At 57.9% G+C, this 17,054-nt stretch carries 24 protein-coding genes; 3 read left to right on the forward strand and 21 right to left on the reverse strand.

Annotated features, from left to right (window positions below; translation table 11 throughout):
* Positions 1-10: 10 nt before the first annotated feature.
* Together ACH2DG_RS11490 and ACH2DG_RS11495 are read left to right on the forward strand one after the other, a co-directional pair.
* Complete coding sequence (locus tag ACH2DG_RS11490; protein WP_395026227.1) at positions 11-886, forward strand: LysR family transcriptional regulator; 876 nt, start codon at positions 11-13, stop codon at positions 884-886.
* 46 nt (positions 887-932) lie between these two features.
* On the forward strand, positions 933-1,361 hold the full coding sequence (locus tag ACH2DG_RS11495; protein ID WP_395026229.1) for a tetratricopeptide repeat protein: 429 nt from the start codon (positions 933-935) through the stop codon (positions 1,359-1,361).
* Positions 1,362-1,436: 75 nt separating this feature from the next.
* Here the strand turns inward: ACH2DG_RS11495 and ACH2DG_RS11500 are convergent, their stop codons facing one another.
* The 6 genes from ACH2DG_RS11500 to ACH2DG_RS11525 form a co-directional block, all read right to left on the reverse strand.
* Entirely contained in the window at positions 1,437-2,507 is a 1,071-nt protein-coding gene (locus tag ACH2DG_RS11500; RefSeq protein WP_395026230.1) for a linear amide C-N hydrolase, read from the reverse strand.
* 44 nt (positions 2,508-2,551) lie between these two features.
* Positions 2,552-3,214: a hypothetical protein gene (locus ACH2DG_RS11505; protein WP_395026232.1), complete on the reverse strand. Its 663-nt coding sequence runs from the start codon at positions 3,212-3,214 to the stop codon at positions 2,552-2,554.
* Positions 3,171-3,572: a BLUF domain-containing protein gene (locus ACH2DG_RS11510; protein ID WP_395026233.1), complete on the reverse strand. Its 402-nt coding sequence runs from the start codon at positions 3,570-3,572 to the stop codon at positions 3,171-3,173. The genes ACH2DG_RS11505 and ACH2DG_RS11510 overlap by 44 nt, the downstream gene beginning before the upstream one ends.
* Positions 3,573-3,637: 65 nt before the next feature.
* Positions 3,638-3,892 carry a DUF333 domain-containing protein gene (locus tag ACH2DG_RS11515; protein WP_395026234.1) on the reverse strand — a complete coding sequence of 85 codons (255 nt, stop codon included), beginning with the start codon at positions 3,890-3,892 and terminating at the stop codon, positions 3,638-3,640.
* 741 nt (positions 3,893-4,633) lie between these two features.
* Positions 4,634-5,797 (reverse strand): hypothetical protein, encoded by a 1,164-nt coding sequence (locus tag ACH2DG_RS11520; RefSeq protein ID WP_395026236.1) that lies wholly within the window; start codon positions 5,795-5,797, stop codon positions 4,634-4,636.
* 47 nt (positions 5,798-5,844) lie between these two features.
* A complete protein-coding gene (locus ACH2DG_RS11525) occupies positions 5,845-7,398 on the reverse strand; it encodes an IPTL-CTERM sorting domain-containing protein (protein WP_395026237.1) in 1,554 nt (517 codons plus the stop codon).
* Between the two features lie 1,356 nt (positions 7,399-8,754).
* On the opposite strand from ACH2DG_RS11525, the gene ACH2DG_RS11530 reads away from it, so the two are divergent.
* Positions 8,755-8,958 carry a hypothetical protein gene (locus ACH2DG_RS11530; RefSeq protein WP_395026239.1) on the forward strand — a complete coding sequence of 68 codons (204 nt, stop codon included), beginning with the start codon at positions 8,755-8,757 and terminating at the stop codon, positions 8,956-8,958.
* On the opposite strand, the gene ACH2DG_RS11535 is transcribed toward ACH2DG_RS11530, so the two are convergent.
* The 15 genes from ACH2DG_RS11535 to ACH2DG_RS11605 form a co-directional block, all read right to left on the reverse strand.
* Positions 8,955-9,614: an SOS response-associated peptidase gene (locus ACH2DG_RS11535; RefSeq protein WP_395026241.1), complete on the reverse strand. Its 660-nt coding sequence runs from the start codon at positions 9,612-9,614 to the stop codon at positions 8,955-8,957. The genes ACH2DG_RS11530 and ACH2DG_RS11535 overlap by 4 nt on opposite strands.
* A gap of 14 nt (positions 9,615-9,628) precedes the next feature.
* On the reverse strand, positions 9,629-10,006 hold the full coding sequence (locus tag ACH2DG_RS11540) for a hypothetical protein (RefSeq protein ID WP_395026242.1): 378 nt from the start codon (positions 10,004-10,006) through the stop codon (positions 9,629-9,631).
* A 203-nt stretch (positions 10,007-10,209) separates the two neighbouring features.
* Positions 10,210-10,560 carry an RNA recognition motif domain-containing protein gene (locus ACH2DG_RS11545; RefSeq protein ID WP_395026244.1) on the reverse strand — a complete coding sequence of 117 codons (351 nt, stop codon included), beginning with the start codon at positions 10,558-10,560 and terminating at the stop codon, positions 10,210-10,212.
* 117 nt (positions 10,561-10,677) lie between these two features.
* Complete coding sequence (locus ACH2DG_RS11550; protein WP_395026245.1) at positions 10,678-10,887, reverse strand: hypothetical protein; 210 nt, start codon at positions 10,885-10,887, stop codon at positions 10,678-10,680.
* An 808-nt stretch (positions 10,888-11,695) separates the two neighbouring features.
* Positions 11,696-11,866: a hypothetical protein gene (locus tag ACH2DG_RS11555; protein WP_395026247.1), complete on the reverse strand. Its 171-nt coding sequence runs from the start codon at positions 11,864-11,866 to the stop codon at positions 11,696-11,698.
* Entirely contained in the window at positions 11,863-12,396 is a 534-nt protein-coding gene (locus tag ACH2DG_RS11560; RefSeq protein ID WP_395026249.1) for a hypothetical protein, read from the reverse strand. Before ACH2DG_RS11560 ends, ACH2DG_RS11555 begins: the two co-directional genes overlap by 4 nt.
* The gene (locus ACH2DG_RS11565; RefSeq protein ID WP_395026250.1) at positions 12,396-13,028 is read right to left on the reverse strand and encodes a lysozyme; all 633 of its coding nucleotides are present in this window, start codon (positions 13,026-13,028) and stop codon (positions 12,396-12,398) included. The genes ACH2DG_RS11560 and ACH2DG_RS11565 overlap by 1 nt, the downstream gene beginning before the upstream one ends.
* Entirely contained in the window at positions 13,025-13,405 is a 381-nt protein-coding gene (locus tag ACH2DG_RS11570) for a hypothetical protein (protein WP_395026252.1), read from the reverse strand. The genes ACH2DG_RS11565 and ACH2DG_RS11570 overlap by 4 nt, the downstream gene beginning before the upstream one ends.
* Before the next feature lie 50 nt (positions 13,406-13,455).
* Positions 13,456-13,770, reverse strand: coding sequence for a hypothetical protein (locus tag ACH2DG_RS11575; RefSeq protein ID WP_395026254.1), 315 nt, complete (start codon positions 13,768-13,770; stop codon positions 13,456-13,458).
* Complete coding sequence (locus ACH2DG_RS11580; RefSeq protein ID WP_395026255.1) at positions 13,767-14,066, reverse strand: hypothetical protein; 300 nt, start codon at positions 14,064-14,066, stop codon at positions 13,767-13,769. The genes ACH2DG_RS11575 and ACH2DG_RS11580 overlap by 4 nt, the downstream gene beginning before the upstream one ends.
* Positions 14,066-14,617, reverse strand: a complete 552-nt coding sequence (locus ACH2DG_RS11585) for a hypothetical protein (protein WP_395026256.1) — start codon at positions 14,615-14,617, stop codon at positions 14,066-14,068. The genes ACH2DG_RS11580 and ACH2DG_RS11585 overlap by 1 nt, the downstream gene beginning before the upstream one ends.
* A 3-nt stretch (positions 14,618-14,620) precedes the next feature.
* Positions 14,621-15,442: a hypothetical protein gene (locus ACH2DG_RS11590; RefSeq protein WP_395026257.1), complete on the reverse strand. Its 822-nt coding sequence runs from the start codon at positions 15,440-15,442 to the stop codon at positions 14,621-14,623.
* Positions 15,443-15,445: 3 nt separating this feature from the next.
* Positions 15,446-15,976, reverse strand: a complete 531-nt coding sequence (locus tag ACH2DG_RS11595; protein WP_395026258.1) for a hypothetical protein — start codon at positions 15,974-15,976, stop codon at positions 15,446-15,448.
* Positions 15,977-15,979: 3 nt separating this feature from the next.
* The gene (locus ACH2DG_RS11600; RefSeq protein ID WP_395026259.1) at positions 15,980-16,567 is read right to left on the reverse strand and encodes a hypothetical protein; all 588 of its coding nucleotides are present in this window, start codon (positions 16,565-16,567) and stop codon (positions 15,980-15,982) included.
* Entirely contained in the window at positions 16,564-16,899 is a 336-nt protein-coding gene (locus ACH2DG_RS11605) for a hypothetical protein (protein WP_395026260.1), read from the reverse strand. Before ACH2DG_RS11605 ends, ACH2DG_RS11600 begins: the two co-directional genes overlap by 4 nt.
* Between the last annotated feature and the right edge of the window lie 155 nt (positions 16,900-17,054).

Raw genomic sequence — 17,054 nt, forward strand, 5'->3', positions numbered from 1 at the left:
AAATTGATGTATGGAATGGACTCTGGAGCGCTTGAACCAATTCGTCACCGTGGCCGACTGCGGCTCCATGACCCAGGCTGCGCGGCGGCTGGGGCGCGCCCAATCGGCAGTGAGCATGGCCATGGGCCTGCTGGAGGCGGACCTGGGGCTGGCACTGTTCCAGCGCATCGGGCGCTCGGTGCACCTCACGCCGGCGGGGGAAGTCATGCTGGTGGAGGCGCGGGCCCTGCTCAACCAGGCCCAGGCGCTCGATCTGCGCGCCCAGGCGCTGGCCGCCGGTCAGGCCGCGCAGCTGTGCGTGGCCATTGACGAGGCCCTGCCCTACCCACCGATCGCCAGGCTGCTGCGGGAGCTGGCGCAGCAGTTTCCTGCGCTGGAATTGACCCTGCTCAATGGCACTGCAGCCGAAGTGGCCCAAACCGTGCAATCGCGCCAGGCCGCGCTGGCCTTCCAGTTCGTGCGCGGGCCTGCGGACGCGCAGTTTGCCCAGAGCTATGTGGCAGGCGTGCCGCAGATGGTGTTCGTGGCGCGAGACCACCCGCTTGCGGCGCAGGCCCCCATCACCCGCGAGGACCTGGCCAGCCACCGCCAGTTGGTGATGCACATCGAAGATGTTGAAGACCTCGTGATCAGCCCGCGTATCTGGCGTTCGGAGAGCTTTTACGTACTCGCCGACATGCTGGCCGATGGCATAGGCTGGGGCATCCTGCCACGCAACATTGCCGAGGCACCGGGCATCGAGCCGCGTATCGTTGCACTCGATTGCCCGGAACTGCGCCTGCCACCGCTGGCCGTGCGCATGCTCAGCCTGCAGGGCGCAACGCTGGACGGCACCGCGCTATGGCTGCAGCAGCGGCTGGCGGAGCTGCTGATACTGGGCGATTGAGCCAGCGCCGGACGACACCCTCTTCACCAAGGCACATTGGCAATCCATGAAACACCACCTGATCGCATCACTTGCAATGCTGAGCCTCGTCTCCTGCACCAATATTCCTCATTTCAACCGCCCGCCCCCGGACACGGGCATCCGGTACGACCCAAAGGCATCCGTCACCGGCATTCGAACCATGTCGGCAGCCGAGCTGACGCGCCAGAAAGGGCTGGCCAACAACGGTGACGGCAGAGCCGCCTTCAACGTGTATACGTACTACCGATCCACCGCCAATGACCAGCCAAAGGCCATGGAGTGGCTCTTGATGTCCGGCGAGCTGGGCTACCCGTCTTCGCAATACATCCTGGCCCAGATCTACCGGCATGAGAACAACTACGAGAAAGCCATCTACTGGGCACGAAAGGCGAGGGACAGTGGCTACCCCAACGCGCAGTCAACCCTGGAATCTCTGGAGAGCGAGCAGCCATGAAAAAGGCCCACAGCGTGGGCCCCGGATGAAGATCAAGCCTTGTGGTTGCAGAGCGCGCTCACGCCACCGCAGCGCTCAAATTCCGAGAAACCTGAAAGGCTCGGCAGGCTGGAAGGCACTGGTGGCATCTCCGGCAAAGGGGTGGTCCTGGTTGGGCCCCAGGTCAAGCTTGAGCACCTTTCCCTTGTCGCTGCTGAAATCGATGCGCTTGAGATCCACCCAGAAGGTATTGGGCGTGAGTGCCGACTCAAAGAAATACAGCTTGCGCTGGTGGTCAAACACGGTGCGCCAGCGCGTCGACGAGATATTGGGCTCGCCAGGGGTGGTCAAGCCATAGGGCACCGAGACATTGCGGATGACACTGAAGACACTTGCCAGCGTCTTGTTGGCATCCTGGTCCTTGGGAATGGCATTTACGTAGAACGAAGCGCGGGCAAAGCGGTCTGCTGCGCGATTGGTGCCCGGCAGCATCGTCGTGCCACCCACCTGCTGCCAATAGCTGTTGAGCGCCAGTTGCTGGTCAAAAACCGGCGAGTTCGTCATCACCTGGTAGCTGCGGCTGTGGTGAATGACTTGACGCCCATCAATATACTCAACGATGGCGCTGTCGCCACTGGCATCCGATATCGACAGATGCAGCGTAGCCAGCCGACTTTCGCCTGGAACGTTATCCGTGACAATGGTGAAGGGCTGCTGCTGCAAGGCGGCCACCGCCTCTTCGACGGTCGCAAAATTGTCCAGTACAAACTGTGCCCAGGCGGCGATGCTCAGCCCCGGCTTGCTGTTCGAGTCGAATTGAGGGTACTGCGACTCCACCAGCCACAGCAGGTTGGCGCTCAGGCCCGCCTCGTTGACGCCATCGGTCGTGGAGATGTCATAGCCCGATGTGACGACACTGCCATAACGCGACGTCCAGCGCAGCGAATTCGGCCCTGCTTCACCGCTTCTCGCCATACCGCGCGGCATCACCCACAAGTTGCTTGTGATATCGCTTTTCCAGTCCATGGAGCGCGCGGTGACCACTTGCCCGCCATCGCCCAGAAAGACCAGCCTCGTGCATGCCGACGCGCCTGGCAGTGCATTCAGCAACGCCAGGCTGAGGAGCCATGGTTTGATGCCAAAGAACCGGCTCCTGCGGGAATGCATGCAATTGCCCTTGGTAGGTTTGGAGACCGCCATGCGCCAGTCCATCAGCGCGGAGTGGAGCTTCCGCTCGCCTTCCAGGCACCATCGCTCTGCTTGCAGAACCAGAACTGCCAGTTTTCCGACTGGCTGCCTCTTGCCACATCGGCCTTGACCAGCCTGCAGGTGTTGGCAGATTTTGTCTGCGCCGTCTGCAAAGGCGTCAAGACCACCTTGATGGCCTTGGATGCCACCGCGCTGGTGCTGCTCCAGGACTTGGCCACGCCGTCCTGAGGGCTCTCCAGCACGCTGCCCAGGGCCGAGCGAAACGAGGGCAAATCCTTTGCCGGAATATTCCGGATGATCGTGTCATTCAGAAAAAAAGCGGGAGCCACCTGCGCGGAAATCTGCATGGCCGATGCAGCCAACCCACAGGCGACAGCGAGGTTTCGGAAAAAGACGGATTTGTTCATGGGAAGAAAATGGATGGGTGAGGAAAACACGGAAAATCCGGGCAAATTGCGTTCTTCATTGCGCTGCTGATTACGCATTTCATTCGACTTGAAAAACACAGATTCGCAACCTTTGGATGCCCACTGATAGCCGACGTTACCACACGAAGCTCTTTTTAACCATGTCGCTGCTTGTGCGATAACCTGCGCCAGGGCGGTTGCAACCAGGAGCCGCCTACAGGCTGTCGATGGCAGTGGTCGCAGTGCAGAAATATTCAAGCGCCCTGCCGGACTCCATGCTGCTCAGCGCCTCGATATCGAGCGCATCCATATCCGAATCGGAGTAGCCCATCGCCCAACTGGCGAACCGGCGCTCCCCTGCAAGTTGCTGCTTCAGCAGCGGGTTGAAATGCCGGTGCCGGGCATCCACTGCCAGCTTGGTAGCCAGGGGAGAAATCGCTTCTGCGGGCCCTTCGACATACTGTGCAAATCGCTCTCCGTCGAAAACCAGCATTCCTGTGATGCCCTGGATGGCATTGAGCTCTCTGGCCTGCTTGACGATCTGCCCAACCTGATGGATATCCAGATCAGGGGCTATCTGGCTTGTGTAAAGGAGACAATGCAATGGAGGCAACATAGATAAGGCTTTCGACGAGGTACCCAGCCATGTTAACTGCCCCGCAGCCTATCCCCGGTGCTCTTTTACTTTTTGGGAGAGAGCGGATTGTCGCGTCTGAAAAGCTCCCACTCCTCGACCTGCGAGCCATCGGGGAGCACGCAGATGCCTACCTGCCCCCTGGGCGTATCCTTGATCTGCAGTGTTCCGCCCATCTTGGCGCAGTGCGCCGAGGCCGGGTTGGACATGCCGATGCGGGGCTGCTGCTCCGTCTGCGCACAGGCACTGACAACAAGAGCACAGAGGATGATGGCAAGGGGGTTCTTCAATGGATGGGTCATGCAGTCATGATAGCGAACCTCAGCCAAGCGGCCTGAGAAGCTGACGCCGCGAGCGTTTCGCTGCATCGTTTCCGCAATGCCGCGTGCAGCGGTGCTTTTACGGGCATCTCGCAACGCAATTACGGCGGGGAAGAGAACGGTCCGCTACCGCACATCGCCCAAATTTGTAGCGCGCCCGCCACCAACCCGCCAAATAGTGATATTTGTCAAAATTATCAAATTCAATTTATTATAAATTTAATATATCATCACACTCCTATAGAGAGAGGGAACACCACGACAAAAAGTTAGTTCAGCTTTGAGCCTGCGCATAGCAGGCTCTTTTTTTAGTTCAAGACGAAAAAATACAAATATCTTCCAATAACCGATAGTGATGCGCTAATATCGTCTCCTCGATTTGCGCCGAATTCGTGCCCTCCTCCCTCCCTCTCTATATTTGCACGAGATCCCTGATAATCCAGGGTCGGCTTTTTACAGCGAAGCTCGCGCCACCTTCGGGTGGCTTCTTTTTGCCTGAAAGGCGCGGGTAACTGCCGACATGCGCAAGCATCGCAATGGGGTGCTCACTGTGCGCTCACGCAACCTCACGCACCGCGTCCCCATCCGTCACAACAGGCAGCAATGCAGCCGCACAGAACACCTGATCGCAATCCAATCGGTGCGCGCAGGGTTTGAAATGCCCGACGGCACCAAGCTGCCCGGCATTCGCTTTGTGAGATTTGGTTTGTGATGGCTGGGTTGTTATTTTCCCGTCTTCCGCAACCGGCTCATTCCCAGCACTGACAGAAGAATAATCCCCAGCACCCATCCCCACCTGTTCAGCGCCGGAACAGGTGCAGGCGTGACAGCAATGGGCTCCAGCGTGACCGCATTGCTCACGCTCGCCGTGCAGTCTGCAGGAGTACAGATGGCAGTGTTCAATGTCAACGATGCCGTGTTGGTGATGGTCAATGGAGGCGTCTCGGCCACCTGGCTCTCGATCGTGTACGTCACAGCCCCTTGCGAGGGAAAATTCGCAATCGTCTCGCTCAATGGCAATACGCCGGAGGCAGCAGGGCAGACTGCGCCATTGGAGGCAGCACAGGTCCATGCTCCGGAACTGATCCCCGGCGGCATGGGGTCCGCGACCACTGCGCCATCCGCAGCCACTAGACCGGTATTGGTCGCAACAACGGTGTAGGTCACATTGGCTTTTGGCTTCAGCGGGCTGGAAGCCGATGTGGTCTTGCCAATGGACAGTTTGGGCTGGCAGGTGGTCGATGTTGTGGTTTGCGCCAACAGGCCCGTCGGCGCGACATTGTTCCAGGACTTGAGAACAATGCTGTTGGCGCCGTGCACCCAGGGCGCCGTCGGACCGTAGCTCAAAGTTTCGCTCAGTTGGGCTCCACTCGCAAATCCGCCCTGGCCATTGGGCGAGCTTGCGCTCACGTAATTTTTGTACTCGCTGCTATTGACAATGATCTGCTGAATATAGTCGTCTATATAGAAATCAAAGTTCAACGAAAACGTTGCCAGATCAACACTGGGATCGATATTGAATTGGTACCGGTAGTAGACGATCGCGCCACCGCCATCTCCCAGGCCATTGCCTCTGGCAATCCATTCCGCATTTCCAAACGGAGAGTTCACCCAGGACCCTGGCGCAATGTTCCCCACCACATTGGCTTGGGTCCATGTGGTCACGCTGCCGGGGCCAGATGCATCTCCAGCAGCGGCCTCCCAAAAGGCATCCTGCGCAGGAGGACTCAGCTTTCCGCCTGCACCATTGAAGCCGGTATTGAAAATACTGGAATCGGATGCGCAGGTAATGGTCGGTCCCGGCCCGGTGGCCTGGGCATGAGAGAGTGACGGCGCGAGAGCGAAATTGAGAAGGACCGTAGCAGCTGCAATCAGAGGCTTTTTCATGGAATGGCGCCTTTCGCGGAGCGGAAAGATGAAGACCTGTCTTGAGGTCAGTGAAATGAACGGAGATCACAGGTCCAGCATCTGCGAGTCCGCACCCCGCCAACAACGGCCAGCAATGAAGACAGCGAGATCAGGCTCCAGATGCCCAGTGCGGGCACCGAGACAGGTGTCGGACTGACCGCAGGCTCAGCAGCAATCGTGATGGTGAAGCTCTGCGTGAGACTATTTGCTGCAGCCTTGGTGACGCTTGCCGGGCTCGGCGCGGCGCTACCCGATACGGTCACGCTGAATGTGCTGGTCTGTGCTTTGGCCGGTGTTCCAGTGATTGCACCCGTTGCCGGATTGAGAATGAGCCCTTCTGGCAACGCGCCCTCCAGCGAGAAAGTGTAGGGCGCCGTACCGCCGGTCACCGCAATATGGGCGCTGTAGGCCTTTCCAACCTGACCGGGAGGAAGGACTTGGCTTTCCACCGGTATGCTGAGGTCTCGCGGATCCACAAGGATCGTCAGATCGACGCTGCGCTCGTGGGCAGCGGTGTCCCCAGCCCAAACCGTGATGATGAACGCGCCAGCCACCATCGGCGAGCCGCTGATCAGCCCAGTATCGGTCTCAAGCGAAAGACCGGCGGGTAATGAACCACTGCGGATGGCATAGTTGTAGATGCCGGAACCACCGGCTGCGGCGAGTTGCAGGTGGTAGGTCTCGCCCATTTTGGCAAGAGGAATGACTCCAGGTACCTCGAAGACAAAAGGAGCAAGAGGCGTGACCTGGACACTATCGGCTGAAGGCGGGCTGTCGCCGACCCCATTCGTTGCTACCACATTGAAATGATAGGCTGTGCCATTGGCCAGACCGGTAACCGTGCAACTCGTTGCAGGTGATGTTGCAGGAAGTACCGTCTCGCTCACGCACGTACCGCCCGGGGTTCCCGAGACCGTGTATTTGCTGATGGGTGATCCATTGTCAGCAGAAGCAGCCCAACTGACGACGACCTGTCCATCGCCAGCGATAACGACAGGAGTACCTGGAGCAGAGGGCTTCTCGGTCTGTACAGCACCCAGATTCAAGCTGACATCATCAATATCAATGAAGGCATTACTGCTCATCAACAAGAATGACAACACGCTGGTGGTACTGGTCGCCCGAACGGTTACCGTTGCAAGGGTGTAGCCAACAGGGTCGGGCTTCAATTGAAAAACACAGTTGCCGGAGCAGGTTCCGGCCCCTCCGCTTGTCAGCGGCCCCCCACCAAACAGCACCTGAATTTCATTGGTGGCGCCTGTGGAACCTCCCTGAGCATCATTCTCTACCTGGTACCAGAACTTCAAGGTATAGGTGGCACCAGGAATGGTGGAGACCGTCTGGGAGAACGCTGCACGTTCCGCTGTCATGCAGTTTTGAGGGCATCCCGAGTACGCGGCCAAAGTGCCGGAGCGAGGGCTTGTGCCATCTACCCCTACCCAACTCGGGACTGCGGTTGAAAAATCCCAGGCACTGGTCTGTTGCTCAAAGCCGCCATTTGCTACAACATCCTGCGCGGACGCCTGCTCCAGGCAGAGCATCCCTAGCACGACAATGAGAAAACTCAGACAGCGTCGCATAGCATCTCCTGCTTTTTGGCCTTTGACCAAAGTAATTATCAATTTATTATCAAAAGTTACAGTATCTCACATCATAAAAATAATCAAGAAATGCACATGCGCTGCATGGCGCTGTAGAGAAATGCGCCCCGTGCCTATGGACCTCCAGGTTCGAGAGGACAATGCCAGTGCACAGGGTGCTGCGCGTGATGCGAGGGCCATTCATGGGCATCGCTTGTTTTGGCTATCGTTTGGATTTGAGGGCCGCGGCAAAGCGAACCCAATGCGCCACCGAATGCCAATCGGAACCCATTATGGTTGCTGCACCATGGCCGGCACATCCATCACTGGATCACCGTAAGTCGGTACACAAGACAGCGGTGGGCAACACCGGCCGCGACGACACGGAATCCGCACCAGGGCCGCAATGTCGAAGCCTCGTTTCCGGGCATAATGGCGGATCGTCACTCGGACGCTGATTTGGAAAAAGCGGAGCGCTTCGCATTCCGGCCAAACACAGGCTTCTTGGCAGAGCTGAAAAACCTGCCCAATCCATCACCTGCCCGTAGCTCAGTTGGATAGAGCAACAGCCTTCTAAGCTCATAGCTGTATCGTTATTTCATGCGTGTTTGCGGGTGTTTTCCGCTCCGCATTGCTGTATGGGCGCACAGCAATCTAACCCGCATCTCATTGTTTCCTAATGCCACGATGCGGAGCAAAAAACGAGCACATTTATCCGCCAAAAGATAGTCGCTACCTCGGCCTATCATTCGCATAGGGGGGCGATGTGGCAGAGCTACCCTCCTCACTCGCAGCATGTGTAGAGTCAAAACTATTTCCTCCGGGGAAATTCAGGATATGGAGGCCGCTTGACCTTCATGTATTGCTTCTCGAGCCAAGGGCCCAGGGTTTTTAGACTATTCCCAATCTCAGCGGGCGAAGGTGCACAGATCCAAATCTGAGGCCATTGCTGCAACTCTGCTTCATCCCACTCGATGCCACGAAGCAAGAGCACATTGTCCCGCTCCTTCCACACCTCCGCCTGCTCCAAGGCCTGGCAAAGCAACCTGTCTGGGTCTTCGCGATCCACCAAACAAGTGCAGTCAGATCCGTTATGGGCTCGAGCTGTGACCAAATTTCCATGCAGTCTTGGTCTGAAGTGCAACAGGTAGACAGGAAGAAACACGCCAGTATGCTGCAGCCTCAGAACACAGGATGGATAGCCTGCCTTCTTCTTGGCTGCAATGTACCCGCCAGTTCCAGGAGAAGCCCTGCCTGGATCAAACCTGCCGGGCAAATCCCCAACTTCAAAGTGTGCAAATGATTCCATGGCAACTCCAGATTACTGTATAAATATACAGTGTTTTGGAGATCGACATGATTGGATCAAGATACTGGCAATGGCACATCAAGCCACAAGATCAATGGATCAAGACGCCTGAGCATGAGCGCGCGGACAGCATCAAGCCATCGCACCCCGAGGCTATGCCCGTCCTGGGCTCGATGATCTGGCGCTGTGCGCCAACGCCTGCGGAAATGCGGGAAGTCTGCCGCGATCTGGGGCCAGATGTGCCGTTTTAGGCAGGGCCAGCAGCAAATACCTCAACCGGCGCGAGTTTCAGAAGCGCCTGGGCATCCTTCATCGTGCCCTCAAGCCACTGATCAACATCGGCCAGTTCAATGGGAATGACCGAACGCTTGTCCTGCTTGTCCGGTGGCAGCTTTGGATCAGGCTTGTGCATGCGATTCATCAGCGGGTGATCGTCAGCGTTGAGTGTGAGCATTGTGTAGCTCTCGATCAGCTCGCCTGATGCCGGATCCTTCCAGGTGTGCCACAACCCAGCCAAGCCCCACGGATCGCCATCAGCCCGGGCAAATCTCCACCACACATTCTTTCCAGTCTCCCAGTTGGGCTCATCGAATGTGGCAGCGGGAATGATGCAGCGCTGACCCTTCTTCCAGGGATCTCGATAACTGGCCTTCTCAGCAAGCTCCTCAGCCCGAGCATTGTTGGTGCTGTACTTGATGTCTGGCGTCTTGGAGAACCACGGGATCAGCCCCCAGCGCCCTACTACAAGCTCCTTGCTGTACCCGGTATCGTCCTGAGCACGGCGGATGAATGGACCGGGGTACTTCGGAAACACCTCGCCGCCCTTCCAAATCTTGAGGTTGCGCAAGTTTGGGCGCCAGTACATCTCGATCTGGGCTTGGTCGGGAGGCGTGTATTTATTGCACATTGCTCTACCCTGGGCTAGGAATCGCTTTCGGGCTTCTTTGCCATTGCTGTTCCGCCTACCAGTTCAAGCCTGGTCGACCTCAAGTATTCAGCAAGTTCCTTGTTGTAGATAGCAATCGCACGCTTGGCATCTTCGATTGAATCAGGCAGAAGTGTGCGCCTGATGTAGTCAGGGTCATCCGAGGCCCGAGCACACTTTTCCACCACGACTGCTGCAAAGCGCAATAGATCCTCTGAGATGAACTCATCCTTGTGCACCAAGCCCAGGCGCTTTGCAATCTCGTTGTAAACCGCTGTTGTCGATGCAGGTCCGGGGAAGATGGACGAAAACAGCATATCGCCACTGGCCAGCCTTGCATCACCGTCGAAGTACTTGTCATCAAATTCCTGCATGGCAATCTCCCAAGTAGGAGTTCAACCATACCGCCATCAGCAGGACATGGGAATAGTCCACTTCCTACTCGTTGGCACAAACGAAAAAATAGCCTCCCGGGCGCCGTATTTGGCACCTGGGAGGCTCTTGGCTTAGACAAAAGTCGTCTACCTAAATCTCATAAAACCAGCTATTTCAGTCGATTCTTCAAGATCTGAACTGCTCAGTATCGGCCACCACCGTGACCGCCTGCGCCATAGCCAACATCGCTACGGCCACTTGCGCGGAAACCGTTATCGCCATATCCACCAGAGTTTCTGGACTCTTCACGGGGGCGAGCAAGGTTGACAATAATTTGTCGTCCGTCAACGGACATGCCATTCAGGCCTTTAATCGCGGCCTGTGCAACATCAGCGGATGCCATCTCTACAAAGCCAAAGCCTTTGGAGCGACCCGTATCACGATCCATCATCACCTTGGCTGATGACACGTCACCGAATTCAGCAAAGTTGTCCTTCAGGCTGGAATCGGTTACGGAGTAGGGCAAGTTGCCCACATAAATTTTGTTGCTCATGTTGGAGCCTTTCTAGATTAGAGTGCGCTAAGACGTGACGCACTGGTCGAATACAGACGCGAAGATTTGCGCTGGATATGCGATGGGGATGGGATTGGATCTGGGGTCACCAGATCATCAACATGCAGGCGGGTTAGGCATGCTCGACTGCAGCCAGCCCTGGGTGACTGCAAACATTCGAGCGGCCTCGCTAGAGGCGAAGGTTCTGTCAAAGCGGAACACGCGGCAGTAGTTTCCATTGCCTTGTAAACGCTGAACCGAAAAAGAGGCGCGGAAACGACCACTGACGGTTTGATGAGTCGCGGGCGAAACGACGTACTTGCCCATGGGAATAGAAGACTTAAAAATGAAGATCAATCAGAAGCACAAGCCTAGTCGGCCTGGAGGACTTAAAAGTACTCTGTTGACTGCAGCCCTACAAGTCAACATGGCGAATTTCGCTAAGGACGCTTTGGGTAGCGTTGAGCCACCAAGATGCGGACAAATAAGACACTGCACATTGAATGCACGCTTCTTTGTGCAGCCCACTATACATCAATTGCCATAAAGTCCGCTATCTTTATTATTTCCAACAATGAAACAACACTACCCGTTGCGCCTTGGCGATCGGAACCAGAGGAGAGGCTCTACACGTAAGTCTTTGTGTAATCAGGATTTAGGGGATTAAAGAGAGTACTGTGGGTCTAGGCAATCCATCTCGATACGCCGCAATAGACCGGAGGTCTACATGTTCAAACTCTCAGCCTATCCTCCTGCTTCCTTCTGGGCCAAAACCAAGCGAATGCTTCACATGTCAGGTATCCCATCCCCGCAAGAGCAAGGGAAAAAGCCACCTACTGACAAGGAAAAGCAGGATCAGGAGCAAGGCCAGCAAGTCTCTCCCTCCTTGGCATTCAAGCTCGCTTAATAGCGCGCCAACACACTCCTCACACCGCCTCCGGGCGGTTTTTTATTGTCCTCTGCACGCCTGATCATCCGCATCACCGCTCAACCCGCGCTCAATGTTCACCTGGTCGCACAGCGCTGCTACCTCGGCGTCTCGCTGTTTAAGAGCGTCTCCGAGTTCTCCGCTGGACATGCCAAGAGAAAACCCATACCTCCAGGTGAAGGCATGGGTTGAGTCTGATCTGGAGCTTTAAGCGGCTGCGCGATTTGCCAGCAGGGTTGCAATCCAGCTGCGCACACTGAATGGACGGCGCTTGCCAGCCAGATCGGCTTTGGCTTGGCTGTCGCTCAGCACCTTGAATGACCGTCCGCTGCGGCGCTTCAGTTCTTCCATGCTCTGTTGACCAGGGGCTGTGTTCATCGTTTGATCTCCAAAGGATTGCCAGCGGCCGGCTGGCTCGGATTGGTTGGCCAAGCCTCGCTCAAGGCTTGCGCATCATTGGCGTGGCCATCAGCTCGCTCTGCCACCTCTGCGTATTCGCGCGTGCACTCTCCGAATACGCGCGTTGCGGTAGCGGCATAGTCAGCGACGGCTTCACTGGAAGCGGCTGAGATACGGGCGGGCACGGCTGCGAGGTTGCCGAGCAACCCATCAACATCACGCTGCAACTGCTGAGCACGCAGGCGATTGCCTTCCGCCCGTTGGGTTTGTTTCTCGATCGCGGCATTCTTCACGCCCTCCATGCGGGTGTAGGTTTCTTGGGCAGATGCGCGGGCGCGCAGCAGTTGGTCTTTGCGATCCTGTTTTTCCTTGACCAGATCACCCTCGGCCTTGGCCAAGGCTGTCTTGGCCGTGGTCACCTGTCCCTGCAGGCGCCAGTCCTGCACCTGCCAGGTCATCCATGCAGAGAGCGCGGCACCGGCAATCGCGGCGGCAACATGCGTGTACATCACGATGGCACCCTCCACTCCGCACAAAGCTCTCCATTGGAGTCACCACGGATTTGCAGGCCTGGCAGCACCACCTGAACACCTTGCACCGTCCCTTTGTTCCAGCGTGGGTTTTCGGCGCAGGCCCCAAGCAGATCACCTGCATTGGCCTTGGCGCGCATGGTGCTGGTCTTAAACGATGCAAGAGGCTTGTTCCAACCGAAGTCGATAAAGGTGGCCTGCACGAAGGGGTCGTAGGTGTTCCAGTAGCGCAGCAGCGGTGCGACAGCGGCCTCGGTCTGGATGTAGCGCGCGCGCTCCAGCTCGTAGCAGTCCTTGGGCGAGTAGTATTTGTCGGCTATGACACCAGCACCGGTTACACCGTTGCAGACTGTTAGAGGTTGACCACGGCCATTCTTGTCGACATAGGCAACGCCGAAATGCCGGTTGCTCGATTCGTAGTAGTTGCCCATGACCATGGCGATCTTCACCGCTATGCTTGTGCTGGGGTCAGCCGCCACAGCCTGGGCGTACTCATTGGACTGCGCCTGTTGGAACGCAGCCTGATTGTTCAAATAGATGCCGCCACCAGCGCCCATCAGGAGCATTAGCCCAAACAGGCTTTCTGCCAAGAGCTTAGGCACCTTGCTCATGACAGCGCCCCCAGGTCTGTATCGCCGGAGGCTGGAAGCTTGATGTAGTCAGACCAGTTCTCGCCGAGTTGGGCGACAAGCTTCTCTTCGGAATACTTGGCCCGCATGTCCATCACCCAGGTGCTGTGCTGCCTGCGAGCTTGCTCGTCGTCACGCTTGGCGCGTAACGCCTGGCGACGGTCTTCCTTGCGCCGGTAGTGCCGATTCATGAGATAGCCAGCAACCCCCAGCACCAAGCCAGAGAGCGCCACCAGCTTGTCCAGGGTCACCGTCCCAAATAGGCCCAGAAACCATGCGGCCCAGACGTTGAGCTTTGCGCCCCACACCTGCAGCAGAGGTGTGGCGATCTCGGAGGTGGTTTCATTCAAATCTGCCATGCCCTGATGATCCAAGGCTTGTCGCAGACAGGCGAACCCTAGAGGGGTGCTTAGATCACGATCTGGGCGGCAGCGATGAACATCTCGTCGAGCTGCTGATCCGTCAGGCCCAATGCTTGCGCAGCTCTCGTCAGAAAAGGTGACTCATACCGGCGCCATGTGGTGGTGTGATTCCAGGCGAGATCCACCCACATGGCTTCTTCTTCGTCTGTAATGCTGGCGAAATACGCCTCCACTTGAGGCGTCAGCTTCATCGACCCGAGAATTGCACGCCCTTGCGCCCGGCTGATCTCAGCTGGCACGCGGGCACGGCGCTCTTCTTCGGCGATCTGCTCAGCCGTCTTCATCTGGGACCAGTCAATCATGCTGCACCTCCTGGCAATGCAATGGGCCCGTCTGGCGGGTCGATGATGGGCTCAGGGAAGCAGGCCTCATGTGGTGCATCCCAAGCGATGGGCAGCAACAACGTCACCTGCAACTGGCCGCCCGTGCGCGTCACATTGCCAATGATGTGCTCGCTGTCGACCGCATTTCCAGGCAGCACAGCGCCTTCTGGGAGTTGGCCAAAGTCGTACCTGCGACCATTGACCGTGAGAACGTCTCCCTTTTTGGAGACCTGGAGTGCACCTTCGCGCACCTGAGGAATCAGATTGATACGCATCAGAACCATCTCCCTATTGCGATGCATTGGATAGAAGTTCCGCAGGTTTGCGTCGTGCTCGCGGTATTGATCATGTAGAGGCTGCCAGCATTGGACGCTGTTGGACCAACAACCCGGACATTGAAGTAGCCACTCCCAACGCCCGTTGGTACGAGATCCACATAGATAGGCGGAGCTGCAAATGCTGCGGGGAAGGTCCAGGTGGGCGTAAATTGCACCTGGGCGTCAGCCGCCATCGACTGGGCAGTATTGCTGAGGGTGAAGAAGCAAAACTGGGTTCCGTCAGCGAATCGCACAAACTCGCCGTTGGCATTGCTGCCCCGCTGAACGATTGCGCCCGTGGGCACGCCGCCTGACTGCGAGACCGTGCCGAGGATTGCTGCCACGGCAGCAGAGCCAAGGCCCAATGCGATGCGCACATCAGCCACGGTGCCTGCGGCGACGCCAGTTCCTCCCGCAGCTATGCCGAGAAAATCTCCTGCGGCGAACTCCCGCAGCTCACCGGTTGTACCTGATGTTGGAACGATTTTGATGGGTGCTTGTGCTGGCATATATCACCCTTGATAGAAAACAAAGAATTTCACAGGCCGCCCCAGAACAGTGGTGGATGCAGCGCCAGTAGTGGACAGCCGCAGATGCGTGGTGTTCACCGAAACATTGAACTGGGCATCACTGAAGCCGTTCCCATCCATCACAAGGAACCCATCCGAAGTTGTCACGACCGCCCGCACCAGCACAATCACCCCCTGGCTCAGTCCATGCGCAACGATACTCGCGGTCGTGCCCGTGGATGCAGGTGCTGTGCCAGTCAGAAGCAGGCATTTCAGGTTGGCTGGGCCCAACTCACCAAGCTGCGCGCCCCCGCTGAGGGTGCTTGCGCCAGACACGCCCAGCGTGGTTCCTATGGTTGCTGCGCCTGTAACCCCCAGAGCCGAGATATCTGCTCCAGCACTGAAGGTCTGCTTTCCAGCCCAGCTGCGCGCCACGCCGGTGATGTAGCCCACCAGGCTGGACAGGGATAGTTTGAGGTTGGCGGCCGCCCGCCGGATCACCAGCAGGTCACTGTCCTGGCCAGAGGCAGCAGCCAGCCCGTTGAAATCGGCATCCAGCTTCCCTGAGATGTCCACGGGAGCGGAGGTTTCGGGATTCAAGCCAATGCGCCAAACACCCGCCGCGCCGGTGGATACCTCCCGGCTGGTGCCGTTGGCAAGGTACACAAGCGCTGGCCCGGATGCTCCGATGGTGACTCTGCGGATACCTCCCCCCGCTAGCGTCACAGGGACGCTGCGTTCCGGGGTATCCAGCGTCTCGCCCACGGGCAACTGCCGGCGCTGGCCGGCAATCGAGACAATGGGTTTGTGGACGGCGCTGGGCATGGCTTACAGGATCACGTAGCCCTGATCGTCGGTAACAAGCTCGGTAGCGCTCTTGGCAACGCCCAGGTACTGGCTCACCTTGTTCACGTTGGCCGTGTCGGTTTCATCCAGTGGGGTACTGATGACGCCGCCTGCAGTGCCCAGGTAGTAGCGCGCCCCGACCGTCAGCCCCGTGAGCCCTGCATTCGTGCCGTCCAGCGGGTAGCCGGTGCCCACGGCGCCACTGGCCACAGAAGCGATCACATAGCCGTCGGCCTGGCGGCCATTGCTGCTGTCTGCCAGCCGCATGCTAAAGACGCCCGCGTTGTCCCAGAAGTTGATGAACTTGCCCGCGCCAATTGCCTCCGAGGCCGTGGCCTGGGTGGTGTTGGCACCGATGCCCACTGGCATCATGCTCAAGTCCCATCGCCCATCAGGCCCAAGAGCACCGAGCTTGCCGGCATCAGCCACGCCTGCAGACGTGGCGATCCCGAAAATCTGTTTGGTCTTGCCCGCGACGCGCGCCAGGAAGCCTTGTGTGGGCTGGATAGCCATAGGTCACTCCATTTCAATAGGGTCTTGGATGTTGAGCAGCAGCCGGGTCGGAGACAGCGCCACCCCGATAAGTACGTCGAAACCTGCATCAGGCGGGGTTTGGGTGAGCTGGCCAGCAGCGCCGAGGTACACGCGCACGCCGGGTGTCCAGCTCCACCCGGCATCGTCGATGGCTCCCAGGCGCTGCACCAGCACCTGCTGATAGGCTTCGGCGGCCGTGGTGGTCACACCCAGGAGCGTGAACACCTCGCCTGCTTCCATCGCATCCGCCAGCCATACCCGAGCATTTGCGTCCTCATACACAGCACGCAAGGCACTCAGTTGCTCGCCGGCCGTGCGCTCCAGCACCTGTCCGCCTGCTGGCCCAGGGATACCTGGTGGCCCCTGCTCTCCAGTTGCAACCACAACCTGGGTGTCTTCAACAGGAAGCACCAGCAAATCGGTTTCTTCGTCCAGAGTGACCACCGAAGGCGCAGCATCCTCAATGAACACTGCCGCCTCTGGCACTGACGCCACCAGCACGTCGGCTGGCTGCTGGTCCACGATGACATTGGCATCAGGAACCTGGATCACCACGTCCTCGGCGCTCATCGCGTGCCCTCCGGGCTTAGATAAATGGTGATTTCCGCAACACGGGTGACATCCCCGTTCGGATGGACGATTTCCAGCTGCCCAACTGCCTTGCTCCAGAAACTTGGAGGCTCATCGCCATAAGGAAAAGCTGAGGATGCTAATGCCTCGATGACGAAATTCACCCTGCCTTGCCCCTCTGACAGGTCAATGCCGCCGTTTTCGGTGGTCAACTCGAGCAGCACATCCGGCGAGAGCACATCACTGCGAAACTGGATACGCGCCTTACAGTCTGTCAAGTCCACCGGCACCTGATCGGAATTGGGAACCGGCGCGCCAGTGTCAGCACGCACCAACTTGCCGCAATGGACTTTGGTGGGATACGGGACAGTGCACCAGCGGAAGCCACGCCGGAACGTGGCACCCTGGTATATGGTGTAGCAAAGTTGAGCGGGCGCTGTCATAGCTGAAAGTGTCAGCCAGCAGCGCCCGCAGGTCGAACCCTATA

The sequence above is a fragment of the Comamonas odontotermitis genome (genome assembly GCF_040396735.1).
GTDB classification, from domain to species: domain Bacteria; phylum Pseudomonadota; class Gammaproteobacteria; order Burkholderiales; family Burkholderiaceae_C; genus Comamonas; species Comamonas odontotermitis_C.

Bases quoted from the DNA above. Each gene is read 5' to 3' on its own strand.
- ACH2DG_RS11490 (WP_395026227.1), top strand. From the start codon at position 11: ATGGAATGGACTCTGGAGCGCTTGAACCAATTCGTCACCGTGGCCGAC.
- ACH2DG_RS11495 (WP_395026229.1), top strand. From the start codon at position 933: ATGAAACACCACCTGATCGCATCACTTGCAATGCTGAGCCTCGTCTCC.
- ACH2DG_RS11500 (WP_395026230.1), bottom strand. From the start codon at position 2,507: ATGCATTCCCGCAGGAGCCGGTTCTTTGGCATCAAACCATGGCTCCTC.
- ACH2DG_RS11510 (WP_395026233.1), bottom strand. From the start codon at position 3,572: ATGTTGCCTCCATTGCATTGTCTCCTTTACACAAGCCAGATAGCCCCT.
- ACH2DG_RS11515 (WP_395026234.1), bottom strand. From the start codon at position 3,892: ATGACCCATCCATTGAAGAACCCCCTTGCCATCATCCTCTGTGCTCTT.
- ACH2DG_RS11520 (WP_395026236.1), bottom strand. From the start codon at position 5,797: ATGAAAAAGCCTCTGATTGCAGCTGCTACGGTCCTTCTCAATTTCGCT.
- ACH2DG_RS11525 (WP_395026237.1), bottom strand. From the start codon at position 7,398: ATGCGACGCTGTCTGAGTTTTCTCATTGTCGTGCTAGGGATGCTCTGC.
- ACH2DG_RS11530 (WP_395026239.1), top strand. From the start codon at position 8,755: ATGATTGGATCAAGATACTGGCAATGGCACATCAAGCCACAAGATCAA.
- ACH2DG_RS11535 (WP_395026241.1), bottom strand. From the start codon at position 9,614: ATGTGCAATAAATACACGCCTCCCGACCAAGCCCAGATCGAGATGTAC.
- ACH2DG_RS11540 (WP_395026242.1), bottom strand. From the start codon at position 10,006: ATGCAGGAATTTGATGACAAGTACTTCGACGGTGATGCAAGGCTGGCC.
- ACH2DG_RS11545 (WP_395026244.1), bottom strand. From the start codon at position 10,560: ATGAGCAACAAAATTTATGTGGGCAACTTGCCCTACTCCGTAACCGAT.
- ACH2DG_RS11550 (WP_395026245.1), bottom strand. From the start codon at position 10,887: ATGGGCAAGTACGTCGTTTCGCCCGCGACTCATCAAACCGTCAGTGGT.
- ACH2DG_RS11555 (WP_395026247.1), bottom strand. From the start codon at position 11,866: ATGAACACAGCCCCTGGTCAACAGAGCATGGAAGAACTGAAGCGCCGC.
- ACH2DG_RS11560 (WP_395026249.1), bottom strand. From the start codon at position 12,396: ATGTACACGCATGTTGCCGCCGCGATTGCCGGTGCCGCGCTCTCTGCA.
- ACH2DG_RS11565 (WP_395026250.1), bottom strand. From the start codon at position 13,028: ATGAGCAAGGTGCCTAAGCTCTTGGCAGAAAGCCTGTTTGGGCTAATG.
- ACH2DG_RS11570 (WP_395026252.1), bottom strand. From the start codon at position 13,405: ATGGCAGATTTGAATGAAACCACCTCCGAGATCGCCACACCTCTGCTG.
- ACH2DG_RS11575 (WP_395026254.1), bottom strand. From the start codon at position 13,770: ATGATTGACTGGTCCCAGATGAAGACGGCTGAGCAGATCGCCGAAGAA.
- ACH2DG_RS11580 (WP_395026255.1), bottom strand. From the start codon at position 14,066: ATGCGTATCAATCTGATTCCTCAGGTGCGCGAAGGTGCACTCCAGGTC.
- ACH2DG_RS11585 (WP_395026256.1), bottom strand. From the start codon at position 14,617: ATGCCAGCACAAGCACCCATCAAAATCGTTCCAACATCAGGTACAACC.
- ACH2DG_RS11590 (WP_395026257.1), bottom strand. From the start codon at position 15,442: ATGCCCAGCGCCGTCCACAAACCCATTGTCTCGATTGCCGGCCAGCGC.
- ACH2DG_RS11595 (WP_395026258.1), bottom strand. From the start codon at position 15,976: ATGGCTATCCAGCCCACACAAGGCTTCCTGGCGCGCGTCGCGGGCAAG.
- ACH2DG_RS11600 (WP_395026259.1), bottom strand. From the start codon at position 16,567: ATGAGCGCCGAGGACGTGGTGATCCAGGTTCCTGATGCCAATGTCATC.